16 protein-coding genes and 1 pseudogene are annotated in these 21128 nt (G+C 62.7%); 8 read left to right on the top strand and 9 right to left on the bottom strand.

Translation table 11 applies throughout. The features are described 5' to 3' along the window. Window position 1: 1 nt before the first annotated feature. Window positions 2-1261, bottom strand: coding sequence for a glycosyltransferase family 2 protein (locus DCY11_RS08580; protein WP_108682545.1), 1260 nt, complete (start codon window positions 1259-1261; stop codon window positions 2-4). After that, the gene (locus DCY11_RS08575; protein ID WP_108682544.1) at window positions 1261-3039 is read right to left on the bottom strand and encodes a response regulator; all 1779 of its coding nucleotides are present in this window, start codon (window positions 3037-3039) and stop codon (window positions 1261-1263) included. The genes DCY11_RS08580 and DCY11_RS08575 overlap by 1 nt, the downstream gene beginning before the upstream one ends. A 227-nt stretch (window positions 3040-3266) precedes the next feature. On the opposite strand from DCY11_RS08575, the gene DCY11_RS08570 reads away from it, so the two are divergent. Continuing rightward, complete coding sequence (locus DCY11_RS08570; RefSeq protein WP_108682543.1) at window positions 3267-3596, top strand: Hpt domain-containing protein; 330 nt, start codon at window positions 3267-3269, stop codon at window positions 3594-3596. Window positions 3597-3633: 37 nt separating this feature from the next. Beyond that, window positions 3634-4488: a ribokinase gene (locus DCY11_RS08565; RefSeq protein ID WP_108682542.1), complete on the top strand. Its 855-nt coding sequence runs from the start codon at window positions 3634-3636 to the stop codon at window positions 4486-4488. Between the two features lie 12 nt (window positions 4489-4500). On the opposite strand, the gene DCY11_RS08560 is transcribed toward DCY11_RS08565, so the two are convergent. From DCY11_RS08560 to DCY11_RS08550, 3 genes are read right to left on the bottom strand one after another with little or no spacing between them, the layout of a single operon-like run. Next, on the bottom strand, window positions 4501-5622 hold the full coding sequence (locus tag DCY11_RS08560) for an ABC transporter permease (protein ID WP_108682541.1): 1122 nt from the start codon (window positions 5620-5622) through the stop codon (window positions 4501-4503). 2 nt (window positions 5623-5624) lie between these two features. Further along, a complete protein-coding gene (rbbA, locus tag DCY11_RS08555) occupies window positions 5625-8420 on the bottom strand; it encodes a ribosome-associated ATPase/putative transporter RbbA (protein WP_108682540.1) in 2796 nt (931 codons plus the stop codon). Beyond that, complete coding sequence (locus DCY11_RS08550) at window positions 8417-9478, bottom strand: HlyD family secretion protein (RefSeq protein ID WP_108682539.1); 1062 nt, start codon at window positions 9476-9478, stop codon at window positions 8417-8419. The genes rbbA and DCY11_RS08550 overlap by 4 nt, the downstream gene beginning before the upstream one ends. A gap of 357 nt (window positions 9479-9835) precedes the next feature. Here DCY11_RS08550 and DCY11_RS08545 point away from each other — a divergent pair, with 357 nt between their 5' ends. The 4 genes and pseudogenes from DCY11_RS08545 (at window position 9836) to DCY11_RS08535 (ending at window position 14841) form a co-directional block, all read left to right on the top strand. Next, window positions 9836-10924, top strand: coding sequence for a ligand-gated ion channel (locus DCY11_RS08545; protein WP_108682538.1), 1089 nt, complete (start codon window positions 9836-9838; stop codon window positions 10922-10924). A gap of 97 nt (window positions 10925-11021) precedes the next feature. Beyond that, window positions 11022-12866: an ABC-F family ATP-binding cassette domain-containing protein gene (locus DCY11_RS08540; protein WP_108682537.1), complete on the top strand. Its 1845-nt coding sequence runs from the start codon at window positions 11022-11024 to the stop codon at window positions 12864-12866. A 335-nt stretch (window positions 12867-13201) separates the two neighbouring features. After that, a pseudogene (locus DCY11_RS15900) lies at window positions 13202-13818 on the top strand (alpha/beta-hydrolase N-terminal domain-containing protein); the annotation flags it as partial. A 6-nt stretch (window positions 13819-13824) separates the two neighbouring features. Further along, on the top strand, window positions 13825-14841 hold the full coding sequence (locus DCY11_RS08535; RefSeq protein WP_371515045.1) for an alpha/beta-hydrolase family protein: 1017 nt from the start codon (window positions 13825-13827) through the stop codon (window positions 14839-14841). A gap of 56 nt (window positions 14842-14897) precedes the next feature. Here the strand turns inward: DCY11_RS08535 and DCY11_RS08530 are convergent, their stop codons facing one another. The 4 genes from DCY11_RS08530 to DCY11_RS08515 form a co-directional block, all read right to left on the bottom strand. Further along, window positions 14898-15170, bottom strand: a complete 273-nt coding sequence (locus DCY11_RS08530; RefSeq protein ID WP_159079907.1) for a hypothetical protein — start codon at window positions 15168-15170, stop codon at window positions 14898-14900. Between the two features lie 182 nt (window positions 15171-15352). Continuing rightward, the gene (locus tag DCY11_RS08525; RefSeq protein WP_108682534.1) at window positions 15353-16804 is read right to left on the bottom strand and encodes a glycosyltransferase family 4 protein; all 1452 of its coding nucleotides are present in this window, start codon (window positions 16802-16804) and stop codon (window positions 15353-15355) included. A gap of 127 nt (window positions 16805-16931) precedes the next feature. Continuing rightward, complete coding sequence (locus DCY11_RS08520) at window positions 16932-17324, bottom strand: hypothetical protein (protein ID WP_159079906.1); 393 nt, start codon at window positions 17322-17324, stop codon at window positions 16932-16934. 78 nt (window positions 17325-17402) lie between these two features. Then, window positions 17403-18923: a PQQ-dependent sugar dehydrogenase gene (locus DCY11_RS08515; protein WP_159079905.1), complete on the bottom strand. Its 1521-nt coding sequence runs from the start codon at window positions 18921-18923 to the stop codon at window positions 17403-17405. A gap of 309 nt (window positions 18924-19232) precedes the next feature. Between DCY11_RS08515 and DCY11_RS08510 the strand changes: the two genes are divergently transcribed. Together DCY11_RS08510 and DCY11_RS08505 are read left to right on the top strand one after the other, a co-directional pair. Next, window positions 19233-20162 carry a YegS/Rv2252/BmrU family lipid kinase gene (locus tag DCY11_RS08510; protein WP_108682531.1) on the top strand — a complete coding sequence of 310 codons (930 nt, stop codon included), beginning with the start codon at window positions 19233-19235 and terminating at the stop codon, window positions 20160-20162. A 231-nt stretch (window positions 20163-20393) separates the two neighbouring features. Beyond that, window positions 20394-20936 carry a zinc ribbon domain-containing protein gene (locus DCY11_RS08505; protein ID WP_108682530.1) on the top strand — a complete coding sequence of 181 codons (543 nt, stop codon included), beginning with the start codon at window positions 20394-20396 and terminating at the stop codon, window positions 20934-20936. Window positions 20937-21128 lie beyond the last annotated feature (192 nt).

Genomic DNA, 21128 nt, shown 5'->3' with positions numbered 1-21128 from the left:
GTTACCTCCGCACGCGATGTACCTTGTGCGGTACGTAGGTGTCTCTGTACGACGCCGAGAATATCCATTCCTGCAGGTAGGCGCCGAGACGGACGAATCGCATTAGAAAGCCATTGAAGAAGCTGTAGCCCGGCACGAATGGGATCAGCCGCACGGTATCGACCTTCGGCGTTGCTACGGCCGCCAAGACAAACGCCATCCCATCGAGCGCCAGCATCCCTGCCTGCGCACCGAGCAAGATGACAAAGCCCAGCTCGCCGTACGTCGCGAACAGCCAAACGATGTAGATCGGGAAGAAGAAGGCCGAGCCCAGATTGAACACGATAAAATCGATCTCGTGCCAGACTTCTCTGAGGCTGAAGCGCGGGCTCATGGGATTCATCAGATCGCCGTGCTTTCGGTAGCGCAAGTGAACGGCATCCCGCTCCCAGCGGAACCGCTGCCGGATCAGCACGGACAGTCTGTCCGGCACATCCGTGTAGCAGAGCGCGTCGGACGCAAAGACCGTTTTCCATCCTGCTTTCCGCAGTGACAGCGTGACATCGAGATCCTCGCCGCCGCCGGCGTCATATCCACCAACGCCAAGCAAGGCCTTACGCCGAAACGCGCCGAACGCGCCGGACACGCAGCTGACCTGATCGGTCAAATCGGAGGCCTGCTTGCCTTGCGAAATCGAGATCAAATACTCGACCGCCTGAAAGGCCGTGATGAGGCTTCGCTCCGGGTTGCGCACCACCACGTTGCCGGCAACAGCGCCCACGCGCGGGTCGGCGAGAGGTTCGAGAATGTCCCTGATCGCGTGGCGATCGAAGGTGCAGTCACAATCCACAACCACCACGATGTCACCCGTGGCGCGGGAGAGCGCGAGATTGAGCGCGGCCGACTTGCCCGCCCGCACTTGCGTGCTGTGGCCCTCGGTGATGAGACCGGCATCCTGCAAATTACGGAGTTTCATCGCTGTCCGATCGGCCGAACCGTCACTGACGGCGATGATCTCGTCGGGCACCCGGCTTTGTTCGTGAAGCGCAAGCACGCAACGCTCGATCGAGTCCTCTTCGTTGTGCCCGGCGATCACAACCGTCACCCGCCCGAGGAAGGGATCTTGCTTCCCCTTGGGGTAGAGCAGGATTGCCGCGACGGAGAAGAAGCTTAGCGTGTAGCGCGGGAACTCGAAGATCACGACAAACCAGAACAGCCGAAAAAGACTGTCGCCGCTCTGCGCCGTCAGATAGGTGATGCCGTCTGCGATCGGCTGGAGCATCAGGCGAAATCTCCCGGACCGAAGACCTGGAACTCGGGCCCGATATCGCAGCGAAGCGTCTTCTCGGCGGCGGCGACGAGAAGATCGAAATCGGCGCGCGTTTCCTCCGGCTCGTTCCCAGCCATCAAGACGAAGTCACGGGAATGGCCACAAACAACGAGATCCGCGTCGCTGCGCAAGGTCGTCCGCAAATTCTCGATGAACAGGTCGCGCACCTTGGCGAAGGTTCGCGCGCCATGCTGCGCCGTAATCTCTTTTTCGTTGCGGTAGTACAGGCTGATCAGCGTGAACGGCACCTGCGCATCATTGTACGTCTTGGCGGCAGCATTGAGCGCAACGACCAGCTCGAGCGGCAAGTCCGCGAAGCGAAGCGCATGGCTTGCCGTTCCCAACAGAGAGTGGCCGTGCTCGGCAAAGCCGATGCCTTGGTCGGTCAGATGGTAGCTGTAGATGTCACGCGGAGGCGCGACATCGGAGTCCACGTGACCGCCGCAATCCAGACAGACGAAGCCCACCGCCGGTTCCGATGCGGCATGGCCGCAAGCGTCGCAGACCACCATGGAGCCCGGCCGGTCGTAGTCGAACCCGAAATGGGTGAGCTCGTAGCGGCACTTGGGGCAGACAAGACGGTCTCCGCGGCGGAACTCCGGTTCCGGCCCCTGATAGGCGCAGCGGAAGTGATGAAGATACTGCTCCTCCTCAAGATGGGAGCTATGGCACTGACGGCACTCCTCCCGCACGTGGAGGCGGTGCGAGTCGCATTGCGGGCAGACATGGAAGCGGTCGAAGAATTCGCGGCGCAGAAATCCGCGCTCGCAAAGTGCTTCGGCCTCGCGGGCCGCGACTGCCGTGGTCAGGGCGACATTATACGAAACGAGCCACTTGGAGTGCGGGTCGTAGGTTGGCGTCAGAGGCTGGTCCGCGACGAATAGACGGCCGATGAGCTGCTCGTCGAGGTCTTCGCTGAACCGCAGATCCCGGTGCAATTTCAGCCGCCGGTCATGGGTCTTGCCCAGGACCTGCTCGAGATAGGTCGTATCGCGCGCGGTGAGCCTTGAGGCATCGACATCGGCGACGCAACCCAGGAGACCGGTGGCGTCGATGATCGGCAGCGTATAGAGCGCCTTGGCACGCCAGATCGCGCCGAGTTCTTCGACAGTGACGAGCTCTTTGATGAGGATGCCATCGAAGCGCGGATCGGCGAGGCTTGCCTGAACGGCCCGCGCTGAGAGCCGGCCCGGTTCGATGTCCCCAGGCCATGTCAGGAAATTGTGTCCGAGGCTTTCAAGCGGTGACGGCGGCGCCGGGTGCGCGGCTGGGCTCTTTTCAGAAGGCACCGCTTCGTGGGCCTCCATGTCCGCGATGTCCGCCTGATCCTCGACGACGCGCGCGACTTGGTAGATGTCGAGTGGCTTCGGAAGGACGTGGTCGAAGTTGTGGCAGCCTTCGGGATGCGCCAACAGACCTTCAGCATCCAAGGTAATCGCGATGAGCTTTGGGACTTTGCCGTCGCCCGCCTCGCGCCGGAGAGTGGTCGCGACCTGCAGGCCGTCCATTTTCGGCAGGTGGAAGTCCAGCAAGGCGACGTCGTACGTGTTTTGCCGGAGCGCCTCGAGGGCCTGCTCCCCGTCGACGGCGATGTCCACGTGATGTCCGCGCTGACTAAGCAGCATCTTGAGGATCTCATGGGTCGTCGGGCTGTCTTCGGCGACCAGAATCCGCCGGGCAACCGGCGAACCTTGGGCACGTTCGGGCTTCTTGGTAAGGACGGATAACATGATGAGATTCGCGCCGATTTCACTGCTGCAATTGCAATGTGAAGCGTAACGGCCAGGCAATAAGCTTGGGTGAATCTCCCTGGGTGTTTTTACCGTTTTTCGAGTAAATACGGTTACTTAGTCGTTAAGAGCGGGATGACGCTGGGCGCGGCGCAGACGCCAAAGCCCGCGAGGTGTCGGGCTTCGCTTTCAGTTTCCGTTATCCTTTGGGCCGCTAGGCTGACCCCATGAAACCGGTGCTTGATCACGCCAAACTCCAGGGCCTGAAACACATCCTCGGAGAGCAAAAGAGCAATGCCGCGCTCGAACGCTTTCAGGAGGAATTGCACACCTGCCTATCGGCAATCGAGAGTGGCGGCCCGGAGCGTGCCGAGAGCGCGCACCGGCTGGCAGGCGTCGCGGGCCTGTTGGGCTTCGACGACCTTGAAGAGCACAGCAGGACGTTTCTCGCCGCGGTTACTCAAGGGTCGCGAGACCAGGACGACATCGCAACGCTGGCCGAGGCACTCGTCGAAGCCGCAAATCGCGCCGAAGCGGAACTCGCCGCTTTAAGGTAGGGGCCGCATCGACACGCTATTCTCTGGGAGTTGAGCTATGGCGTCTGTTGTCGTCGTCGGCTCCATTAACCTCGACATTGTCGCGAGCGCTTCGCGCCTACCCACGCCCGGCGCAAAAGTAACGGACGCGCTGCTAACGCATCATCCGGGTGGTGGCGGGGCCAATCAAGCGTTGGCCGCACGCCGTCTTGGCGCTGACGTGTCCCTCATGGGACGCGTGGGCAGCGACGCCGAGGCAGATACGGCTTTGGCGCTCTTGCGGGAGAACGGGGTCGATCTCGCTGGCGTGGTCGAAGTACCCGACACGGCAACCGGCGTTGCCCTGATCGCCGTTGCCGCAAGCGGAGAAAACCAAATCGTCGTGGCGCCCGGAGCGAACCTGCGCCTCATGTCCGAGAGCCTTCAAGTTCCCGCCGTCGATGCCCTCATCGGCGAGCACCTGGCGCCTCGGGACGCCGTGGCACGGGCAATAGAGACCTTCGATGGCTTCACATGCGTCACCTTGGCCACCGCCTCAGAAGTCGACGAGGTTGTGCTGCGCCATGCCGACCTGATCGTCGTCAACGAGTCGGAAGCGGCCTGGTACGGGGACAGCCTGGCGCTACAAAAAGGCTTGGTGGCAAAGACATCCGGCGCCTCGGGCGCCGCGCTTTATCGAGGGGGTGAACAATTGGCTCGGGCCGCATCGCCGGCGGTGAAGGCCGTCGATACCACCGGTGCGGGGGATACTTTCACCGCCGCATTGACCCTCGCTCTGGTCGAGGGGCAGCCATACGCCGAAGCCCTGAGCTTTGCCTGTGCCGCCGGTGCCGCGGCAACTCAACGAAACGGCGCTCAACCGTCTCTGCCGACGCGCGATGAAGTCGAGCGCCTCCTGAAGGGCAATGACTAGCGCTCGGCCCATCTAGACCATGGTGCCGAGTTTGGTGCGGAACCGCCGCAACGATATGCCGAACATGACCAGCCCGATCCCCGCGAGCGCGAGGAACTGCGGCCAGACCACATCGAGACCGGCCCCGCGGAAGAGGATCGCCTGGGCCGCCAGCACGAAATGGGTGTTGGGGGCGGCGAGCATCAGCGTCTGAATCCCTTCCGGCATACTTTCGCGCGGCGTCACTCCGCCGGAGAGCATTTGCAGCGGCAACAGGACGAGGATCAGCAGCAGACCGAACTGGGGCATCGAACGCGCAAACGTCGCGAGCAAAATTCCCAGAGACGTAGTTGCGAAGAGCTGCAAAGCCGCACCCACAAGGAACAGGCTCAGCGAGCCCTGAAGGGGCACGTCGAGCATGCCTTGCACGACGAAGATGAGTGCTACGGCGCAGGCCGCCAGCACCACGGCGCCCATCGCCCAGACCTTGCTCGCCATGATCTCGAACGGCGTGACGGGCATGACGAGGAGATGCTCGACCGTGCCGTGTTCGCGCTCGCGAATGAGCGCCGCGCCGGTCAACACGATCGCCAGCATCGTGATGTTGTCGATGATCTCCATGATCGCGCCGAACCAGGATTGGGTCAGCTCCGGATTGAAACGGGCCCGCAAGGTCAGCCCGACGGGCGGCTCGTAGGTTTCGCGATAGTGCTCGACGAAGGCGCGCACCTCGTCGCTGACGATCGTATTGACGTAGTTGCTGCCGGTGAAGGCTTGGCTCATACGCGTGGCATCGACGTTGAGTTGGACGGTCGCGCCGTGGCCCGCCAGCACGTCGCGCTGGAAGTTCGGGGGGATGTCGAGCGCGAACGTATCGAGCCCGGCGTCGAGCCGCGCGTCCATCTCGGCATGGGTGATGAGTGCCGGCGTTTTGAAGTACGGCGGGTAGAACGCGGCGGCGATGCGGTTTGAGAGCGGCGACCGGTCCTCGTCGACGATGGCGATCTGCGCGCGGTGGAGCGTCTCCGGGATGGCCGTGGCCGATGCGTACACGGCGAGCGTAAAGGCATAGACGATAAGGACCAGCATGCCCCGATCGCGTGCGAGGCTGCGCAGCTCCTTGATGCCGAGGACCCAGATGTGACCCAGCCGCATAATCAGCGCTCCTGCTTCTTGAGCAGCATGGCAGCCGCGGCGATCAGCACCGGGCTCGCAACCGCCAGAGCGAGGAACGGCGCGTGCAGGTCGGAGAAACTCAGGGCCTTGGAGAACACACCGCGCGAGATGGTGAGGAAATGCGAGGTCGGATAGATCTCGCCGATGACCCGTCCCAGCCCTTCGAGCGAGGACACCGGATCGATCATTCCCGAGAAGCTCACCGCCGGCAGGAGCGTGAGCACCGCAGTCCCGAAGATCGCGGCGATCTGGCTCCGCATGAAGGTGGAGATGAGCAGACCCAAACCGGTCGCCGCGCCGGCATAGAGCAGCCCTCCGCCGAGGAGGGTCAGAAGGCTTCCCTTGAGGGGGACGCCGAACACCGTCACAGCCAGGATGATCAGCACGAAGAAGCTGAGCATGGCGAGCACGACATAGGGGATCTGCTTCCCGATCAGGAATTCGAGCCGCGTCGTCGGCGTCACGTAGAAATTGACGATGGAGCCGAGTTCCTTCTCGCGCACGACGCTGAGCGCCGTCAGCATGGAAGGGATCAGCATCAGCAGAAGCGGAATGATTCCCGGCACCATGGCCACCACGCTGCGGACGTCCGGATTGTAGCGGAAGCGGATCTCTACATTGGCCAGCTGCGAAAGGGCGCCCTCCGCGCCGGCCTGGCGGGCTTTCTCCGCAAGCCACAGCGCGTGCATGCCTTCCACGTAGCCGCGGGCGGTTTCACCGCGGGTCGGCATGGCGCCGTCGAGCCAGGCGGCGACCGAAACATCGCGTCCCCGCGCGATATCCCGGGCGAAGTTTGGTGGAATCTCGATGGCAAGACTGAGCTCGCCGGAACGCATGCGCCTATCCAAATCTTCATAGCTGACGATGGGTGGCTTCTCGACAAAGTAGCGCGAGCCGGTGAGATTGAAGGCATAGTCCTGGCTGATGGCGGTCTGGTCGCGATCGAGCACGGCGAAAGTCAAATCCTCCACGTCGAGATTGATCCCGTACCCCATCACCAGCATGAGAATGGCGCTGCCGATCATCGCCAAGGTCAGCCGGATCGGGTCGCGGCGCAGCTCGAGCCCTTCGCGTTTCGTATAGCTCAGCAGACGGCGCAGATTGATATGGCCGCTCCAGAACCCGGTCCGTGGCTCTGGTTCGGGCGCGCGCATGCTCTCCGCCAAGGTCTTCTCGGCTTCCGCTTCGGCCTTCTCGTCCGCCGCCTCGCCGGCGACAGCTTCTTCCAGATAGTGGATGAAGGCGTCCTCCAGGGTCTCGACGCCGCACGCCCGGACGAGTTCGTCCGGCGCCTCGGTGATCAACACCTTGCCTGCATGCATCAGGGAGATGCGGTCGCAGCGCTCCGCCTCGTTCATGAAGTGCGTCGAGATGAAAATCGTCACGCCGTCACGGCGCGAGAGATCGACCAGCATCTGCCAGAAGGCGTCGCGGGCAATCGGGTCGACGCCCGAAGTCGGTTCGTCGAGGATCAGCATTTCCGGCCTGTGAATCATGGCCACGGCGAGCGACAGGCGCTGGCGGTGCCCGAGCGGCAACGCGGCCGGATAGGCATCGACTACGCCGGCAAGCGCAAAGCGCTCCACCATCTCCTGGACGCGGGCGGGCATCTCCTCTTCCGGAACTTCGAACAGGCGTGCGTGCAGCTCCAGGTTTTGCCGAACCGTGAGCTCCGTGTAGAGCGAGAAGGATTGCGACATGTAGCCGACGCGGCGCCGCGTGGCGAGGTCGTGCGGGTCCAAGCTATGGCCGAATAGCCAAGCCTGGCCCTCGCTTGGCGGCAGCAGACCCGTCAACATCTTCATGGTCGTGGTCTTGCCGCAACCGTTCGAGCCGAGAAAACCGAAGATCTCGCTGCGCTGAATCTCGAAGCTCACGTGATCGACGGCGGTGAAGTCTCCGAACCGTTTCGTCAGCCCCTTGGCCTCGATCGCCGTCGCGTGATCGTCGGAAGGGCGCGGCGGAATCGAGACGGGCTTGTGCGCGCGCCGCTTCTCCTCCGGGAGCAGCGCAATGAACGCCGCTTCCAACGAGGCTGCGCCGGTGCGGGCGACAAGCTCCTGCGGCGTACCGGTGTCAAGCACGGTCCCGGCGTCCATGGCCACCAGCCAGTCGAAGCGCGCCGCTTCTTCCATATAGGCGGTCGCGACGACGACGCTCATCCCCGGCCGGTCGCGGCGAATGTCGTCGATCATGCGCCAGAACTGGCGGCGCGAGAGCGGATCGACGCCGGTGGTCGGCTCATCGAGGATGAGGAGGTCCGGGTCGTGTACGAGCGCGCAACACAGGCCGAGCTTCTGCTTCATACCGCCGGAGAGTTTGCCGGCAGGCCTGTCGACAAAGGGAGCCAGCCCTGTGCTTTCGGTGAGCAGGGCGATGCGCCGCTCCCGTTCGGCGCGATCGTGCCCGAACAATGCGGCGAAGAAGTCGATGTTCTCGGCGACCGACAAGGTCGGGTAGAGGTTCTTGCCGAGTCCTTGCGGCATGTAGGCGATGCGCGGACAGACGCGCCGCCGATGGCCGGCCTTGGCCATGCTGCCGCCGAGCACCTCCACCTTCCCTTCCTGGATCGCACGTGCACCGGCAATGAGCGACAACAGGCTCGACTTACCGATCCCGTCGGGTCCGAGCAGACCGATCGTGATGCCGGCGGGAAGGTCGAGGTCGATCCCCGCGAGCGCTTGCGTCTTACCGTAACGCAACCGCACGCCCCGCAAGCGGACCACGGGAGCAGCCGCTGTCCCCGGCACATCAATGTGAGGGGACGGCGCGCTCATTCCGGGAGCCGCACCTTCAGATTATCGGGCCAGGGGATATCCGGGTCGAGCTGGACATAGGCGATGCCAGGAAGCCCGGTCTTGACGTCACGGACATGCTTTTCGAGGAGCGCCGGATCGATGCGCGCCTTGATGCGGAACATCAGCTTCAGCCGCTCTTCTTCCGTCTCCACCGTCTTAGGCGTGAACTGCGCCACGTCGGCCACGAAGGACACGTTCGCGGGCACGACATATTGCGGGGCGGCATCGAGGATGACCCGTGCTTCCGCGCCGAGCTTAACCCGGCCCGCGTCGATCGTCGGCAGAAAGAGCGTCATGTAGACGTCCCGGAGATCGATGAGATTGACCACGGTGCCCCCCGCCGCCAGCACCTCGCCGGGCTCGGCAACGCGATACTGCACGCGGCCGTAGCGCGGCGAGCGCAGTGTGCTGTCGTCGATATCCGCCTTGATGCGTTCAATCGTGGCCTGGGTCGCGTCCACGGCCGCATGGGCGCTGATGACCTGCGATTGGGCGAGGCCGATCGCCGCCTCCGCCGCGGACACTTGCGCCTTGGCGGCCGCGACTGCTGCCTTGGCCCCTGCGAACGCCGCCCGGCGGTCATCGAGAACCTGGACCGAGGTGGCCCCTTTCGGGACCAGTTCCTCGGCGCGCGCCAGACGCTTGTCCGCTGCATCCAGCTCGGCCTCGCGCTGCGCCACCGAGGCCTCGGCGGCTGCCTTCTCCGCTTCGCGCTGGGACACTTGGCTTTCGGCGGTCTTGACCCCGACCTTTGCGCGCCGAAGTTCGGCGTCCGCCTCGCGGAGCTGCGCGTCCAGCACCTCCGTATCCATCACCGCGAGAACCTGGCCCGCGTCGACGAAGTCGCCTTCGCGGACTTCGATCTTCTCGACCCGGCCGGCGATTTTGGTGGCGACGTCGATTTCCGTCGCCTCGATGCGGCCATTGCCCACGGCGAACCCTTCGGGCGGGCCGTCCGGGCGCAAGTTCTGCCAGAGAAGGTAAGCGGCGCCAGCGATCAGCGCGGCAATGGCGGCCCTCACGAGCCAAGTCTTCATTGTTTGCGTCATACTTCCGCCAAGTGGCCGCCGGCATCCCAACGGGGCCTCAATGCCCGGTTCGGAGTCGCACTTCTAAGGTCCGGAGCTTTAGCACAGCGGACGGCCGCTTTCGATGTCTGCAGCTGCGGCAGCCTGCTTCAGGTCAGAAGCGGACTGGGTCACCGACCAGCAAACGCCATCACGGGCCAGCTTGGAAAGTCTCGGGTGTTGAACCGAGCCGCGACAATGGGCTAAAGCGGGCCCTTACGACGTCGGAACTGATTCCAGCCCGCCGCCCCAGATCTCAGGCTGCCCGTTGAGCGCCTGAGAAATGCCGGCCGACATGCGCGTGGTGCGCTCAGGAAAGGTAGATCCATGAGACGTGCCGCCCACGCAATGTTCAGACCAGTGCTTCTTTGGTTGTTGTTGCTTCTCGGCCCCGCTCCGGCCTTCGCCATCGATGCCGGCATGCCCAATCCGCCTGCCTCTCCGACTGTCGTAAAGGTCGGTATTTTCTTGGCGGACATCATCGACCTGGATGAGATGGACGAAACCTTCCAGGCCGAACTCATTATTCTGGCGGAATGGATGGATCCGCGTCTGGCGTTCGACGCGGAGGAATACGGCAGCGACCGCAAACTGTTTCAGGGCGGCTTCCAGTTCGACGAAGTGTTCGGCGGCTGGTGGCCGTCACTGATTTTTCTCAATGAAATCGGGTCGGGCGATCTCAACGCCCTGCAGATCGAGGTATTTTCCGACGGTCGCGTCCGCGCCAAGGAACAACGTAACGTGACGCTCGAGACGCCGATGAAGCTGCACTCGTTTCCCTTCGACAGCCAAGTTCTGGAAGCGGACATGATAGCGTTCGGCGACACGAGCCGCGAAGTTGTTCTCGAAGTCCACCAAGGGATGCTGGGCGCCAGCGAGGAATACGCCGAAACCAACCAGAGAGTGAATATTGCCCAGTGGCAGTTGGTCAACGTCGACATGACGCCGTTCATCTCGAAGACCCGGTACTACGCCGAGGATGCTGAAGTGTCCGGCGTCAAGCTCGCCATAACGCTGAAGCGCAACCCCATGAACATCATCTGGAAGGTGCTCGCGCCCATGGTGATCCTGGTGTCACTCATGTGGGCCGTCTTCTGGATGGATATCCACGACCTGTCCGATCGGTTGAACGTTTCGTTCATCGGTATCCTTACGATCGTCGCGTACCAGTTTCTGATCGACGGAACCATGCCGCGAATATCGTACTTCACACTCACCGATACGGTTGTGCTGTACTCCTTCGTCATCATGTGCCTGACGATCTTGGAGAGCCTTGTGGTGGTGTCCCTCTCCAGGGCTGATCAGGATACAGTCGCCCGTAGGGTCGATGCGACTGCTCAGTGGCTGTTCCCGGTCGTGTATTTCTCCGGGTTGGTCGTTATTTTCGCGGCCTATTACTTTCTCATTGGAATTTGAGATCGGCTTTGCTGCCGGTCCGGCCATCGCCCCAACGAAGTCGCGGCATATTGGAATTCCGTCTAGGCATTGAGGCAAAGACGGGCTAGCACGGGCCATGGCTTCGCCTCCCCTCCTTCTTCTCAAGGACATCTCGCTCTCGTACGGCAGCAAACCGTTGCTATCCGGCGCCGTCTTGTCGGTCGGGCAAGGCGAGCGGCTTTGCTTGGTGGGCCGCAATGGCTCGGGCAAATCGACGCTCCTGAAGATCGCCGCCGGCATGATTGAACCCGATGCCGGCAGCCGCTTCGTCCAGCCCGGCGCCACCATCCGCTATCTGCCCCAAGAGCCGGACCTGTCCGCCTATGCGTCCACGGGCGCCTTTGTCGAAGCGGGCCTCGCCCCCGGCGATGATCCTCACCGCGCGCGCCAACTGTTGGAGAGCCTCGGACTGACCGGCGAAGAACAGCCGGCAAACCTGTCGGGCGGTGAGACGAGGCGCGCTGCATTGGCGCAAGTGTTGGCCCCGGATCCCGACATTGTGCTGCTGGACGAGCCGACCAATCATCTCGACGTGGCGGCGATCGAGGAATTGGAAGCGGTGTTGAAGGCCTCCCGTTCGGCCTTGGTCTTGATCAGCCATGATCGGCGCTTCCTGGAGACTCTCTCGCAAGCGACAGTGTGGCTCGATCGGGGCATCACCCGGCGGCTCGAAAGGGGCTTCGGCGCGTTTGAAGCCTGGCGGGACGGTATTCTTGAAGAAGAAGAGACAGCCCGTCACAAGCTCGACCGGAAGATCGTCCGTGAAGAACATTGGCTGCGCTATGGCGTCAGCGCACGGCGAAAGCGCAACCAGCGCCGCCTCGAGAACCTGGTCTCGCTGCGCGGCGAGCGCACGGTTGCCAAGCGTAATCGCACGCAAGCCGACGTTAAGATGTCCGCCCATGAGGCCAACGAGTCCGGGCGGAAAGTGATCGAAGCGCGGGGCGTCGCGAAACGCTACGGCGACCTGGTTCTCGTGCGTGACTTCAACATCAAAATCGCCCGTGGCGACCGGGTCGCTCTCGTTGGGCCGAACGGCGCCGGTAAGACGACGCTCATCAATATGCTCACCGGAGCGATGGAACCGGACGCGGGTCGCGTCAAGTTCGGCACGAATCTCGAAGTGGCGACCCTCGATCAAAAGCGCGAACGGCTCGACCCCGAGAAAAGCGTCTCCGCGACCTTGACCGGCGGGAGCGGCGACACGGTGATCATCAACGGCGAAGAGCGCCACATCATCAGCTACATGAAGGATTTCCTGTTCGAGCCGGAGCAGGCCCGCACGCCCATCAAGGCGCTGTCGGGCGGCGAGCGCGGCAGGCTGATGCTGGCCTTGGCGCTGGCACACCCGTCGAACGTTCTGGTTCTCGACGAACCGACGAACGATCTCGATCTCGAGACATTGGACGTGCTGCAGGAACTGCTCGCGGACTATCCGGGAACCGTGCTGCTGGTGAGCCACGACCGTGACTTTCTCGACCGCACCGTCACCTCGATCATCGCCTCCGAAGGGGACGGGCGGTGGACCGAATATGCCGGCGGCTACACCGACATGGTGGCGCAGCGCGGGGCCGGCGTGAGCGCGCCGAAACAGGATAAGCCGGCTGCGAAGAGCCGCGAGAAAGGAGCGCCGCCGCCGAAGGCCCCGCCCGCACCGCGCAAGCGCCTCAGCCCCAAAGAGCAGCATCTCTTGAAGACCGCACCGAAGCGCATGGACGAGCTGACGGAAGAGATCCGCAGGCTGGAGCACGTCCTTGCCGACCCGCAGCTCTATACGAAAGACCGCGAGGCCTTTGCGGCGACAACCGAGGCGTTGGGCAACGCCCAGGTCGAACTTGCCGCCGTCGAGGAAGAATGGCTGCGTCTCGAACTGCTGCGGGAGGAGATTGCGGAGAGCTTGGGCGCAACTGCCGCGCGATGAGGTCATGGAAATCGCAGACCTCGAAGGCCCTCGAAAAACCGTTGAGCGCGTGAGCATTCCGAGGTGTCGCATCCCTCCCTCTCCACCAGCCTCTCGGAACACTGATATCGAGCGGTCGCTCGGCTCTTACGGCGAGCCGCAGCCCATCCGCATTCAAGTCGAAAGCTACCGGCAAGCATCGAGCCGTTGTGGGAAATGCGGCTGTGATTCAACTATTCCTCGGGTCCTAGCGTCGGGTACATTGGCCCGTTTTTGACCTCTCACAGACGCCCACCTTTGGAGAACATCATCAGTAGCCCACGTTCCGCACCGACCGAGCCTGAGGCCGCCCCTTGGTGGCTCCCCTCTTATGTGGGGCTGTTTCTCGGCGTCATCTTTTTCACCCTGATGTTCACGCCATCCTTGGTGCCGCGCCCCCGATCTTTCAGGGGCTCCTTGGCGGTCTGGCCTTCGCCATCGGCTACGCCATCGGGCACGGCAGTGTGGTCCTGTGGCGTTATCTCGAGCTGCCGGAAGTGCCGCGGCCCTGGCGGCGGGCGGCCAATATCGTGCTGGCGGTTGCCTGTGCCATCGCCGCGATCATCTACGTGCCGCAGGCGGCCGCCTGGCAGGACGAGGTCCGCGCCCGACTGAACATGCCGCCGGTCGAGACTGCCAATCTCTTGCTGGTGTTCACCGTCGCGGCGGTCGCGGCGCTGCTCCTGATCCTTTTGGGGCGTCTCGTGATCGTGGGCGTCCGGGCGGCGTCGGCCGTCGTCTACCGCTGGATGCCGCGGCGGATCGCCGGGTTGCTCGGCGCCGTGATCTTTGCCGTGCTGTTGGTCACGATCGTGAACGGCACGCTCGTCAGCGCCACGATCGGCGCGATCGATCGCGCTGCGGCTCTCGTGGACGTCACCGATCCCCGGGGGCGGTCGTGCCGACGGAAGACACCCGCTCGGGCGGCCCCGGCTCGTCCATCGCGTGGCAGGAACTCGGACGCGCCGGCAAGCGGTTTGTCACGGAGGGCCCAAGAAAGACGGACATCGAGGCCTTCACCGGACGCGAAGCGCGCGAGCCGATCCGCGTCTATGCCGGGCTCCGCGCCGCTGATACGCCTGAAGAGCAGGCCGAGGCGGCCCTGGCGGATCTGATTCGCATGGGCGCGTTCTCGAGGTCCATCCTGGTCATCGCAACGCCGACGGGAACAGGCTGGGTCGACAACAACGGCATCGCGCCCCTCGAATACATGCATGACGGCGATATCGCGACCGTCGGCGTTCAGTATTCGTATCTGCAAAGCCCCTTCTCGCTGGTGCTCGAACCGGGCCGCTCTCAGGACTCCGCAGCCGCCGTGTTCAGGACCATCTACCGCTATTGGAAGACTCTGCCCGAAGACAGCCGGCCGCGGCTCTATCTCTTCGGCCTCAGCCTCGGCTCGCACGGATCGGAAGCCTCGCCGCCGGTGCATGCCTGGCTCGGGGATTCGTTCGATGGTGCCGTCTGGTCGGGCCCGCCGTTTCGCAATCGACTCTGGCGCACTATACAGCGCGACCGCGACGAGGGGTCGCCCTCTTGGCGACCGGTGTTCGAGGGCGGCGCCAATTTCCGCGTGATCGGCCATGGTGGCGATGCGAGCGAGGCCCCCGCGGATTGGGGAAGGGTGCGCATGGTCTACATGGTGTATCCGAGCGACGCGATCGTCTTCTTCGAAGAGAGCATGTTCTACCGGCAACCCGAGTGGTTGACCCCGCCTCGCGGCGAGGACGTCTCTCCGCTACTGCGTTGGTATCCGATCATCACCGCACTGCAGGTCGGGATCGACATGATGTTGTCGGCGGAAGTGCCGCCCGGTCACGGCCACGACTACGCGGTGGCGGACTACATTTCGGCTTGGAATGCCGTCACCGCTCCGGAAAACTGGACCGATGAGGACGCGGACCGGCTCGCCACCGCGATCGAGACGGAAGCCGCGAAGCACAGCGGATCTTGGTGAGAACACGAGGAGCGACGCAGACCCAAAGATGTCGCGCGCCGCGATCCGGCCGCAACTCACTCTGCATCGGCACGAGAGAGCATGCACATGAACGGCTGACGGTCGGCGCCCTCGAATAGGACTTCACCGATCACCGTTACGATGCCGCGCTCCTTGTTCTTGAGTGCAGCATTGATCTCATAGTCGATGTGGCCGATTTCGTGCGTGCCCTCCGCGCTGTCCATGAACGCGCGCATGACCTGAAACGGCGCCTGGGCAAGGAGGTCGTCCGGCCCCGAGAATTCGTAACGCCCCTCGCCGCCGTATTTTCCATGGATGAGAATAGCCATGTACTTCGCCATCTGCTTGCTCCTTGTGGTCCCCACGGCATCATGGGGCACGGCAGTGACGGTTCTCTGACAACCGACCTTAGGAGGTTGAATTTGACTGGGACTCTGGTCTTCCCGGCAGGGAGCAGATCAAGCGGCTTCTAGTTTGGGTCGGACGCGGACAGTCCGAGCTCAGACAGAGTTCACCAGGAAAACAAGGACCGAAGCTTCTTCGCGATCCGAGCAACGCCGAGGCTCAGCGCGTAGCTGCGTGACGTCGTGATGTCCTCCAGCCTTGTGCGAAGGTCCGTCTCGGATGCGCTGGTTTGCTTCAACTGATTGCGAAGCCCTTTGAGAGAGTCTTGCTGATCCCGGATCTCAGCTTTCGCATCGGCGTTCTCGCCCTCCAACTGGGCGTGCCCCTGCACGATCGCCGTGACGACATTCTTTGGTATTGAGACGCGTCGGGTTCCTGGCTCAGCACAGGCCAGGTCTCGGAGAACGCTTAGAATCTGGTTTCCGTTGCAGACGAACATGGCATCTGCGTGCCGCTTCGCCGCCGCGCCGATCTGCGCCGCGCGGGCCGGATCGTTCGCCAGTTCTTCGATGCGGTCCGCCAGTTCCTCGACATTGCCGGGCATGTAGGAAAGCCCCGTCACGCCATCGCGCATCATCTCGGGAATCCCGCCGCTGGCCGTATAGATAACGGGTCTGCCAAGCTTCATGCCGTCCACCACCACGCGGCCGAAGGCCTCGTTCCGTGAACAGACGAGAAGCGCATCCGCGGCGAGCATTGCGGGATACGGATCGTGGATGAAATCCACGATGCGCACGTGGTCCACAAGTTCATGTTGGCTGATGAAGTCTTCGATCTCGGCCACGTAGTGGCGGCCGGGGTATCCGGCCAGGACGAGCTCCACGTCTCTGCCGCGTTGCGTCAGTGCCAAGACGGCCTTCACCGCGTCGAGTTGGCCCTTCCCTTCGCTGATGGTTCCAAAAACAGCGAGGTGCTGCGCCTGAGGCCGACGGAAGAAATCTGTTGCGGGAGCTTCTGCGGTTGGCTTCGCGGCATGCCGGTAGATCGTGCGTGCGCGATCCGGGCTGAGATCCGGAAAGAGCGTTTTTCGCACGGCTTCGGAGATGGTCAGAATGAACGAGGCGCCGTCTTTGATCTGTTCGATTGCCGCATCGTGCCCACCGAGAAAGCTCAATCCATGATCGAGTTCACCGAACTCCGTCACCGACCACATATGAGGCTTGTCCAACAGCGCCGCCGCTGCGGCGCCCCAGGGGATGACGCTCGTTTCGGTGTAGATGACGTCGGGGTCGATCTCGCGAAGGGTCGGAAGCAGCCGCAAGAATGCGTGCGCTCCAGTGACGAGCTTCTTCCCAATCGGGCTATTGGGTTTGCCGGCCCACCGGTGCAGCGCCGGCTCGAAAATGATCTGGGCCCCCAGCTCTTGAAGGGCGCTGACAAGCGGACCATCGCTCGGGGCAATCACGGTGCAGGCGATGCCCGGATCCCGGCGCAGATAGGTCAGAAGTTCCAGGAAGCACCGCTCTGCGCCTCCGAGGTTCGCGCTGTGAACGAAGAAAAGTACGCTGAGGGGGCCCTCTTCTTGCGCGCAAGATCCGTTGGTGGCGTTGGCCGGCATCAGTCAGATTGCCCACGTTGCGAGCCCTTCAAGCGGCGTCGCGTGAACTGTGGCACGAATGATGTGAGCATGGCACGCAAGATCGGTCCCCGCGCGGGCAGGGCACCTGCCCCGGTGACCTATCAACCTACCAGCAAAGTTTGGCTCCGGACGTGCACACATAGGGCGAGACCACACCCGACCAGCACGTTGTGTAGGAACTCCTCTTCACGATGTCCGGCTTGTAAATGCCGCACCACACGTTGAAGCAGAGCATGTTGTTGCTGACGCTGGTGCGCCAGTAAGGATTCGGCGACGCGCGCATGGCCGTCACGGTAACGGCGCCAAGCCTCTTCTGCGCCTTGTAGTCTCTAACCTCCTCGGCAAGCGCGGCTTGCGCGCGACCGACCGCCGTCGGCTTGTCGAACCCGTCAGCAGTACCCGACAGGAGAACGCAACCGGCTTGCACCGGCGCGCTCAAAGTCAGACACGAAATCGCAACGGCAAAAGCCAGCGCCAAGCGATGCCAATACACCCTCATCGGAACCCATCCTTCTCAACCTGCCCGATTCCCCATCTGGCGCAGACGAACACCCTACCGGCGCCGCCCTGGATCGTTTCACCGCTTTGTGTCTTTCCAGTGCTGCGTCATCTCTTCCAGATATTCGACGATCTTGCGCCTGGTCTCGGGCTCGGCGATGCCGTCGAAGTCCATGGTGGTTCCGGGGACGGTCGCTTGTGGATCCGTCAGGAACTTGTCGAGCCGCTCCGGCGTCCATGTCCCCCCAAACTTCGCCATGGCCTCGGAGTAGTCGTAGTTCTTGTGCCTTGCCACCTTGCCGCCGACGACGCCCACGAGGTCCGGGCCGACGCCATGAACTTCTTTCCTGACCGCATGGCAGCCGATGCAGGCAGAGAAGATTTGGTTGCCGGCCTCGACGACTTGAATCGTGTTGCGTCCGTTCCAGAGTACGAGCCGCCCGTCCGGGAGCTCCACGAGGTCTTCGATCCGCTCCCCTAATTCCAGTCTCTCGACGACGACCGCCCTGCCTTCCCTCATCCTCACCCGGTAGAGCGACTTCCCGTTCCCGGCGCCCGTCTTGGAGCCGACCATGAGGTCACCCTTCCAAGCGGGGAACTCCTCGCCGCGAAGTCTGATCAGGTTCGAAACGCCGATGGACGGGATCCACGCGTAGACGGGCCTTTTGGTTTTCGAATGATCGCCCGTTGCCGGATTGTTGGCGAACGTCTTCCGTCCGTAGTCCGTGCCGTAGCTTTCCTTGGGCCACCCATAGTCGGTGCCGTAGGTCAGCAGGTTGAGCTCGTCGCCGCCTTGCGGTCCGTGCTCGGTTTCGAATATTTCCCCACTGTCGACGAGCAGCCCTTGTGGATTGCGATGTCCCTTGGTGAAGACTCGCGTCGTCCAGTCGTCGCGGTCCACTTGAATGACTTTGCCGTACTCGTAATCCGGGGCCTCGGCATCGACGTTGCTGGGGTCGCGAAAATTGCCCGTGGTCATCAGGATCGACCCGTCGTCCGCAAACGCCAGTCGCCCTCCGGTTTCGTTGGGCAACCTCGTCTTGAGGCACGGGTCCGTCTCATAGCGCACGGTCCAATCGGCCGAAGACGGGTTCTCAAAGTCGATCTTGGCTTCGGACAGACGCAGCGTGTAGCACTTACGCGCGCGATCCCAATGGGTGGTGGCTGCGTAGAGCAGACCCTCGTCGCCGTCCCCTTTATCCAAAATGACGTCCGTAACGCGGTACCACCTGTTCTTGGCCTTTGGATTGAGCTTGCGGTGGGTCTTGACGTCCAGCGGCGGCTTTATGTCGAGAGGCTTGAGCCGTATGTCTGCCTCGTCAATAAAGAGCAAATAGGAATCGCCGTCTCCAGTCGTTAGGAGCACACGATTGCCACCGGCCAGCGCCAAACCACCGCCGCTTGCTATCTTCGGTTTGAGAATAAGGTAGCTTGATACTTTCACATCGTAGTAGCTACCGAAGACATACTCGACGGACGCTTCGGAGTCCCGCGCTGCGCCCGGTCCCGATCTTGTATTACTCTTGTCGTTATCTTTCAGATAAACTACGCCCACGATGCCGGCCAAACACAAGAGCCCAATCAGAGCACCGTAGATCACTCGCCTTCTCAAGATCGGCCTCCGTTTATTGGTCCATGTGGGATGAAAAAGGAACTTCTAGATAGCGCCTGATGTCTGACGGGAAAAGATAGCAAAACGGGGGCGACCGCTTTCGAACAAGATGTTGTTTCGGATCGAGCCCCGTCCCGCTGGGAAACGGCAGACAGGCAGACGCTGGGGATACGGACAAACCCGGCGGCACGTGCTGTTTCGAGCTTTGGAACAACCTGGCAAACCAGCTGTTCGGTCTTGGGGCGGTTGCTGGCATCAACATGGGGAGTTGTCCGCGTGCGCTGGAGGCACACCTGAATGCCGATAGAACGTCCCGGTGCATGCCTGCTGGCACGCGAGGAGATCCTCTCCCGGCTGGATGTGACGGCTGCGGTGGAAGAGGTGCGGCGCTCCTCCGTCGCGCTCGATATCCGCACGCCTCCGAGCCCCGACGCGCTCAAGGAGTCCATCCCCCGCGCGATCGAAGAGGGCGCCAGCCGGATCGTTGTGGCCGGCGGCGACGGCACTCTCAATGCTGCGGTCGATGCACTGATGGGAGCAGGCTTGGGCGGACAGGCATCGCTCGGGCTCTTGCCGCTCGGTACAGCCAACGACTTCGCGAAGAGTGCCCGCATCCCCGCGAGCGACCTTGCCGAAGCACTCACTCTCGCCTGTGTCGGCCAAGCGACCGCGATCGACGTCGGACACGTGAACGGAAGCTATTTCGTGAATACGGCCAGCCTCGGCTTCGGAGCACGCGTCACGGCGACCACGCCGCAGGACATGAAGAAACTCTTAGGCGGCACGGCCTATTCCATCATGGGACTCGTACACGCATTCCAAGCGGAGCCCCACGAAGGACGGCTTACGCTGCCGTGCGGCGAGACGATCGAGGCGCATTTCCTGATCATGGTGGTCGGCAACGGCCGTTTCGCAGGCGGAGGGTTTGACGTGGCCCCACGGGCCAGTCTGACCGATGGCCTACTCGATATTGCGTTGATCACCGAAACGGCAACCGAGTCGATCGGCACTCTGCTGGATGAGCTGAGTGATCCAGCCCACCCCGAGAACGAGCACGTCTACTATCGGCAAGTCCCCGGCTTCACGCTCGAAACAACGAACCCGCTCCACGTCACGCTGGATGGGGAGCCCACCACCGGATCCCGGTTCGAATTTCGATGCAGCCCTCAGGCCCTGTCCATGGTCTTGGGCGCAGACCCTTTGACCGCCAGGCAGACGACAGCTTGAGGAAAGTGGACGTGACACCCATCCCGCCGCTGGCCGACACCGGGTCCTGGAACATCACCTTGCACCGCACGTTGACGACGGCATGCAATGTTTTGATGATAGCGGTCAGTTAGAGTGGTTCGAGTCGGTGTAGGCTCTCTGTGCGCAATAGCTCTATTGTCGCGATGGCGGCGGTATCGCCAGCGGACGCCTGCCAATAGAATGCAAGAGTGTTAGGAGCACTGACTACCGATGGCTCATGTCTGCCCAAGCTGCAATGCGCCCCTCGCCGATGACGACAAATTCTGCAGCGAGTGCGGCAGAGAGCTCGACGCCTTTCTGGAGCTCCCTGACGGTTCGCGCCCGGTGGCGCGCCGGCCGAACCTGTACCGGGACGCCATCGTCTTTTTTCTTCTGGCAGCCATCAGCACGCTCGTAGCGGACTTCATCGAAGTCAATCTGGCCCTGAGAGCGACCTGGGACATCACCTCAACGCCCTCGCTCTACCTCGTCTATTCGTTGCTGGCGATGGGCGTTTTCGTCATCCTCTACATCCTCTGGGGACGCATTTTCCGCGGTGCGGGAGCGCACTATTCCGGGCGCCGGCTGCTCGTGCAATTGATCTGCCTTGGTCTTGGCATGGCGGTCTTGTTCTATGGCCCGATCACAGATGCGATCTACGACTTGACCGACCCGGAGGGACCAATCTGGGTCCAGTTCGACCTTCTGAATGCCTTGCTGGCCGCACTGCTGTATGCGGCCTATCTCGCGTTCACCTTGAGGCGGGCCGACTGACGGCGACACGAAGCCGGCCCTTGCCTGTGACGAGACGTTCGAGCTTTGTCCGGGCCTCGCTGGTCGTGGCGGTTTCCGCTGGATTTGGCAGAAAAGCACCCGCGGGCGCGGATTCAGCCCCGCAGATGGACTCGCCTGCCGTCAATCTTCCTCATTGTCGTGGCTGAACGTCAGCCGATAAAACCTGTTCTG

Source organism: Methyloceanibacter sp. wino2, assembly GCF_003071365.1.
Classification (GTDB): domain Bacteria; phylum Pseudomonadota; class Alphaproteobacteria; order Rhizobiales; family Methyloligellaceae; genus Methyloceanibacter.
This window is presented reverse-complemented; position numbering and strand designations above follow the sequence as displayed.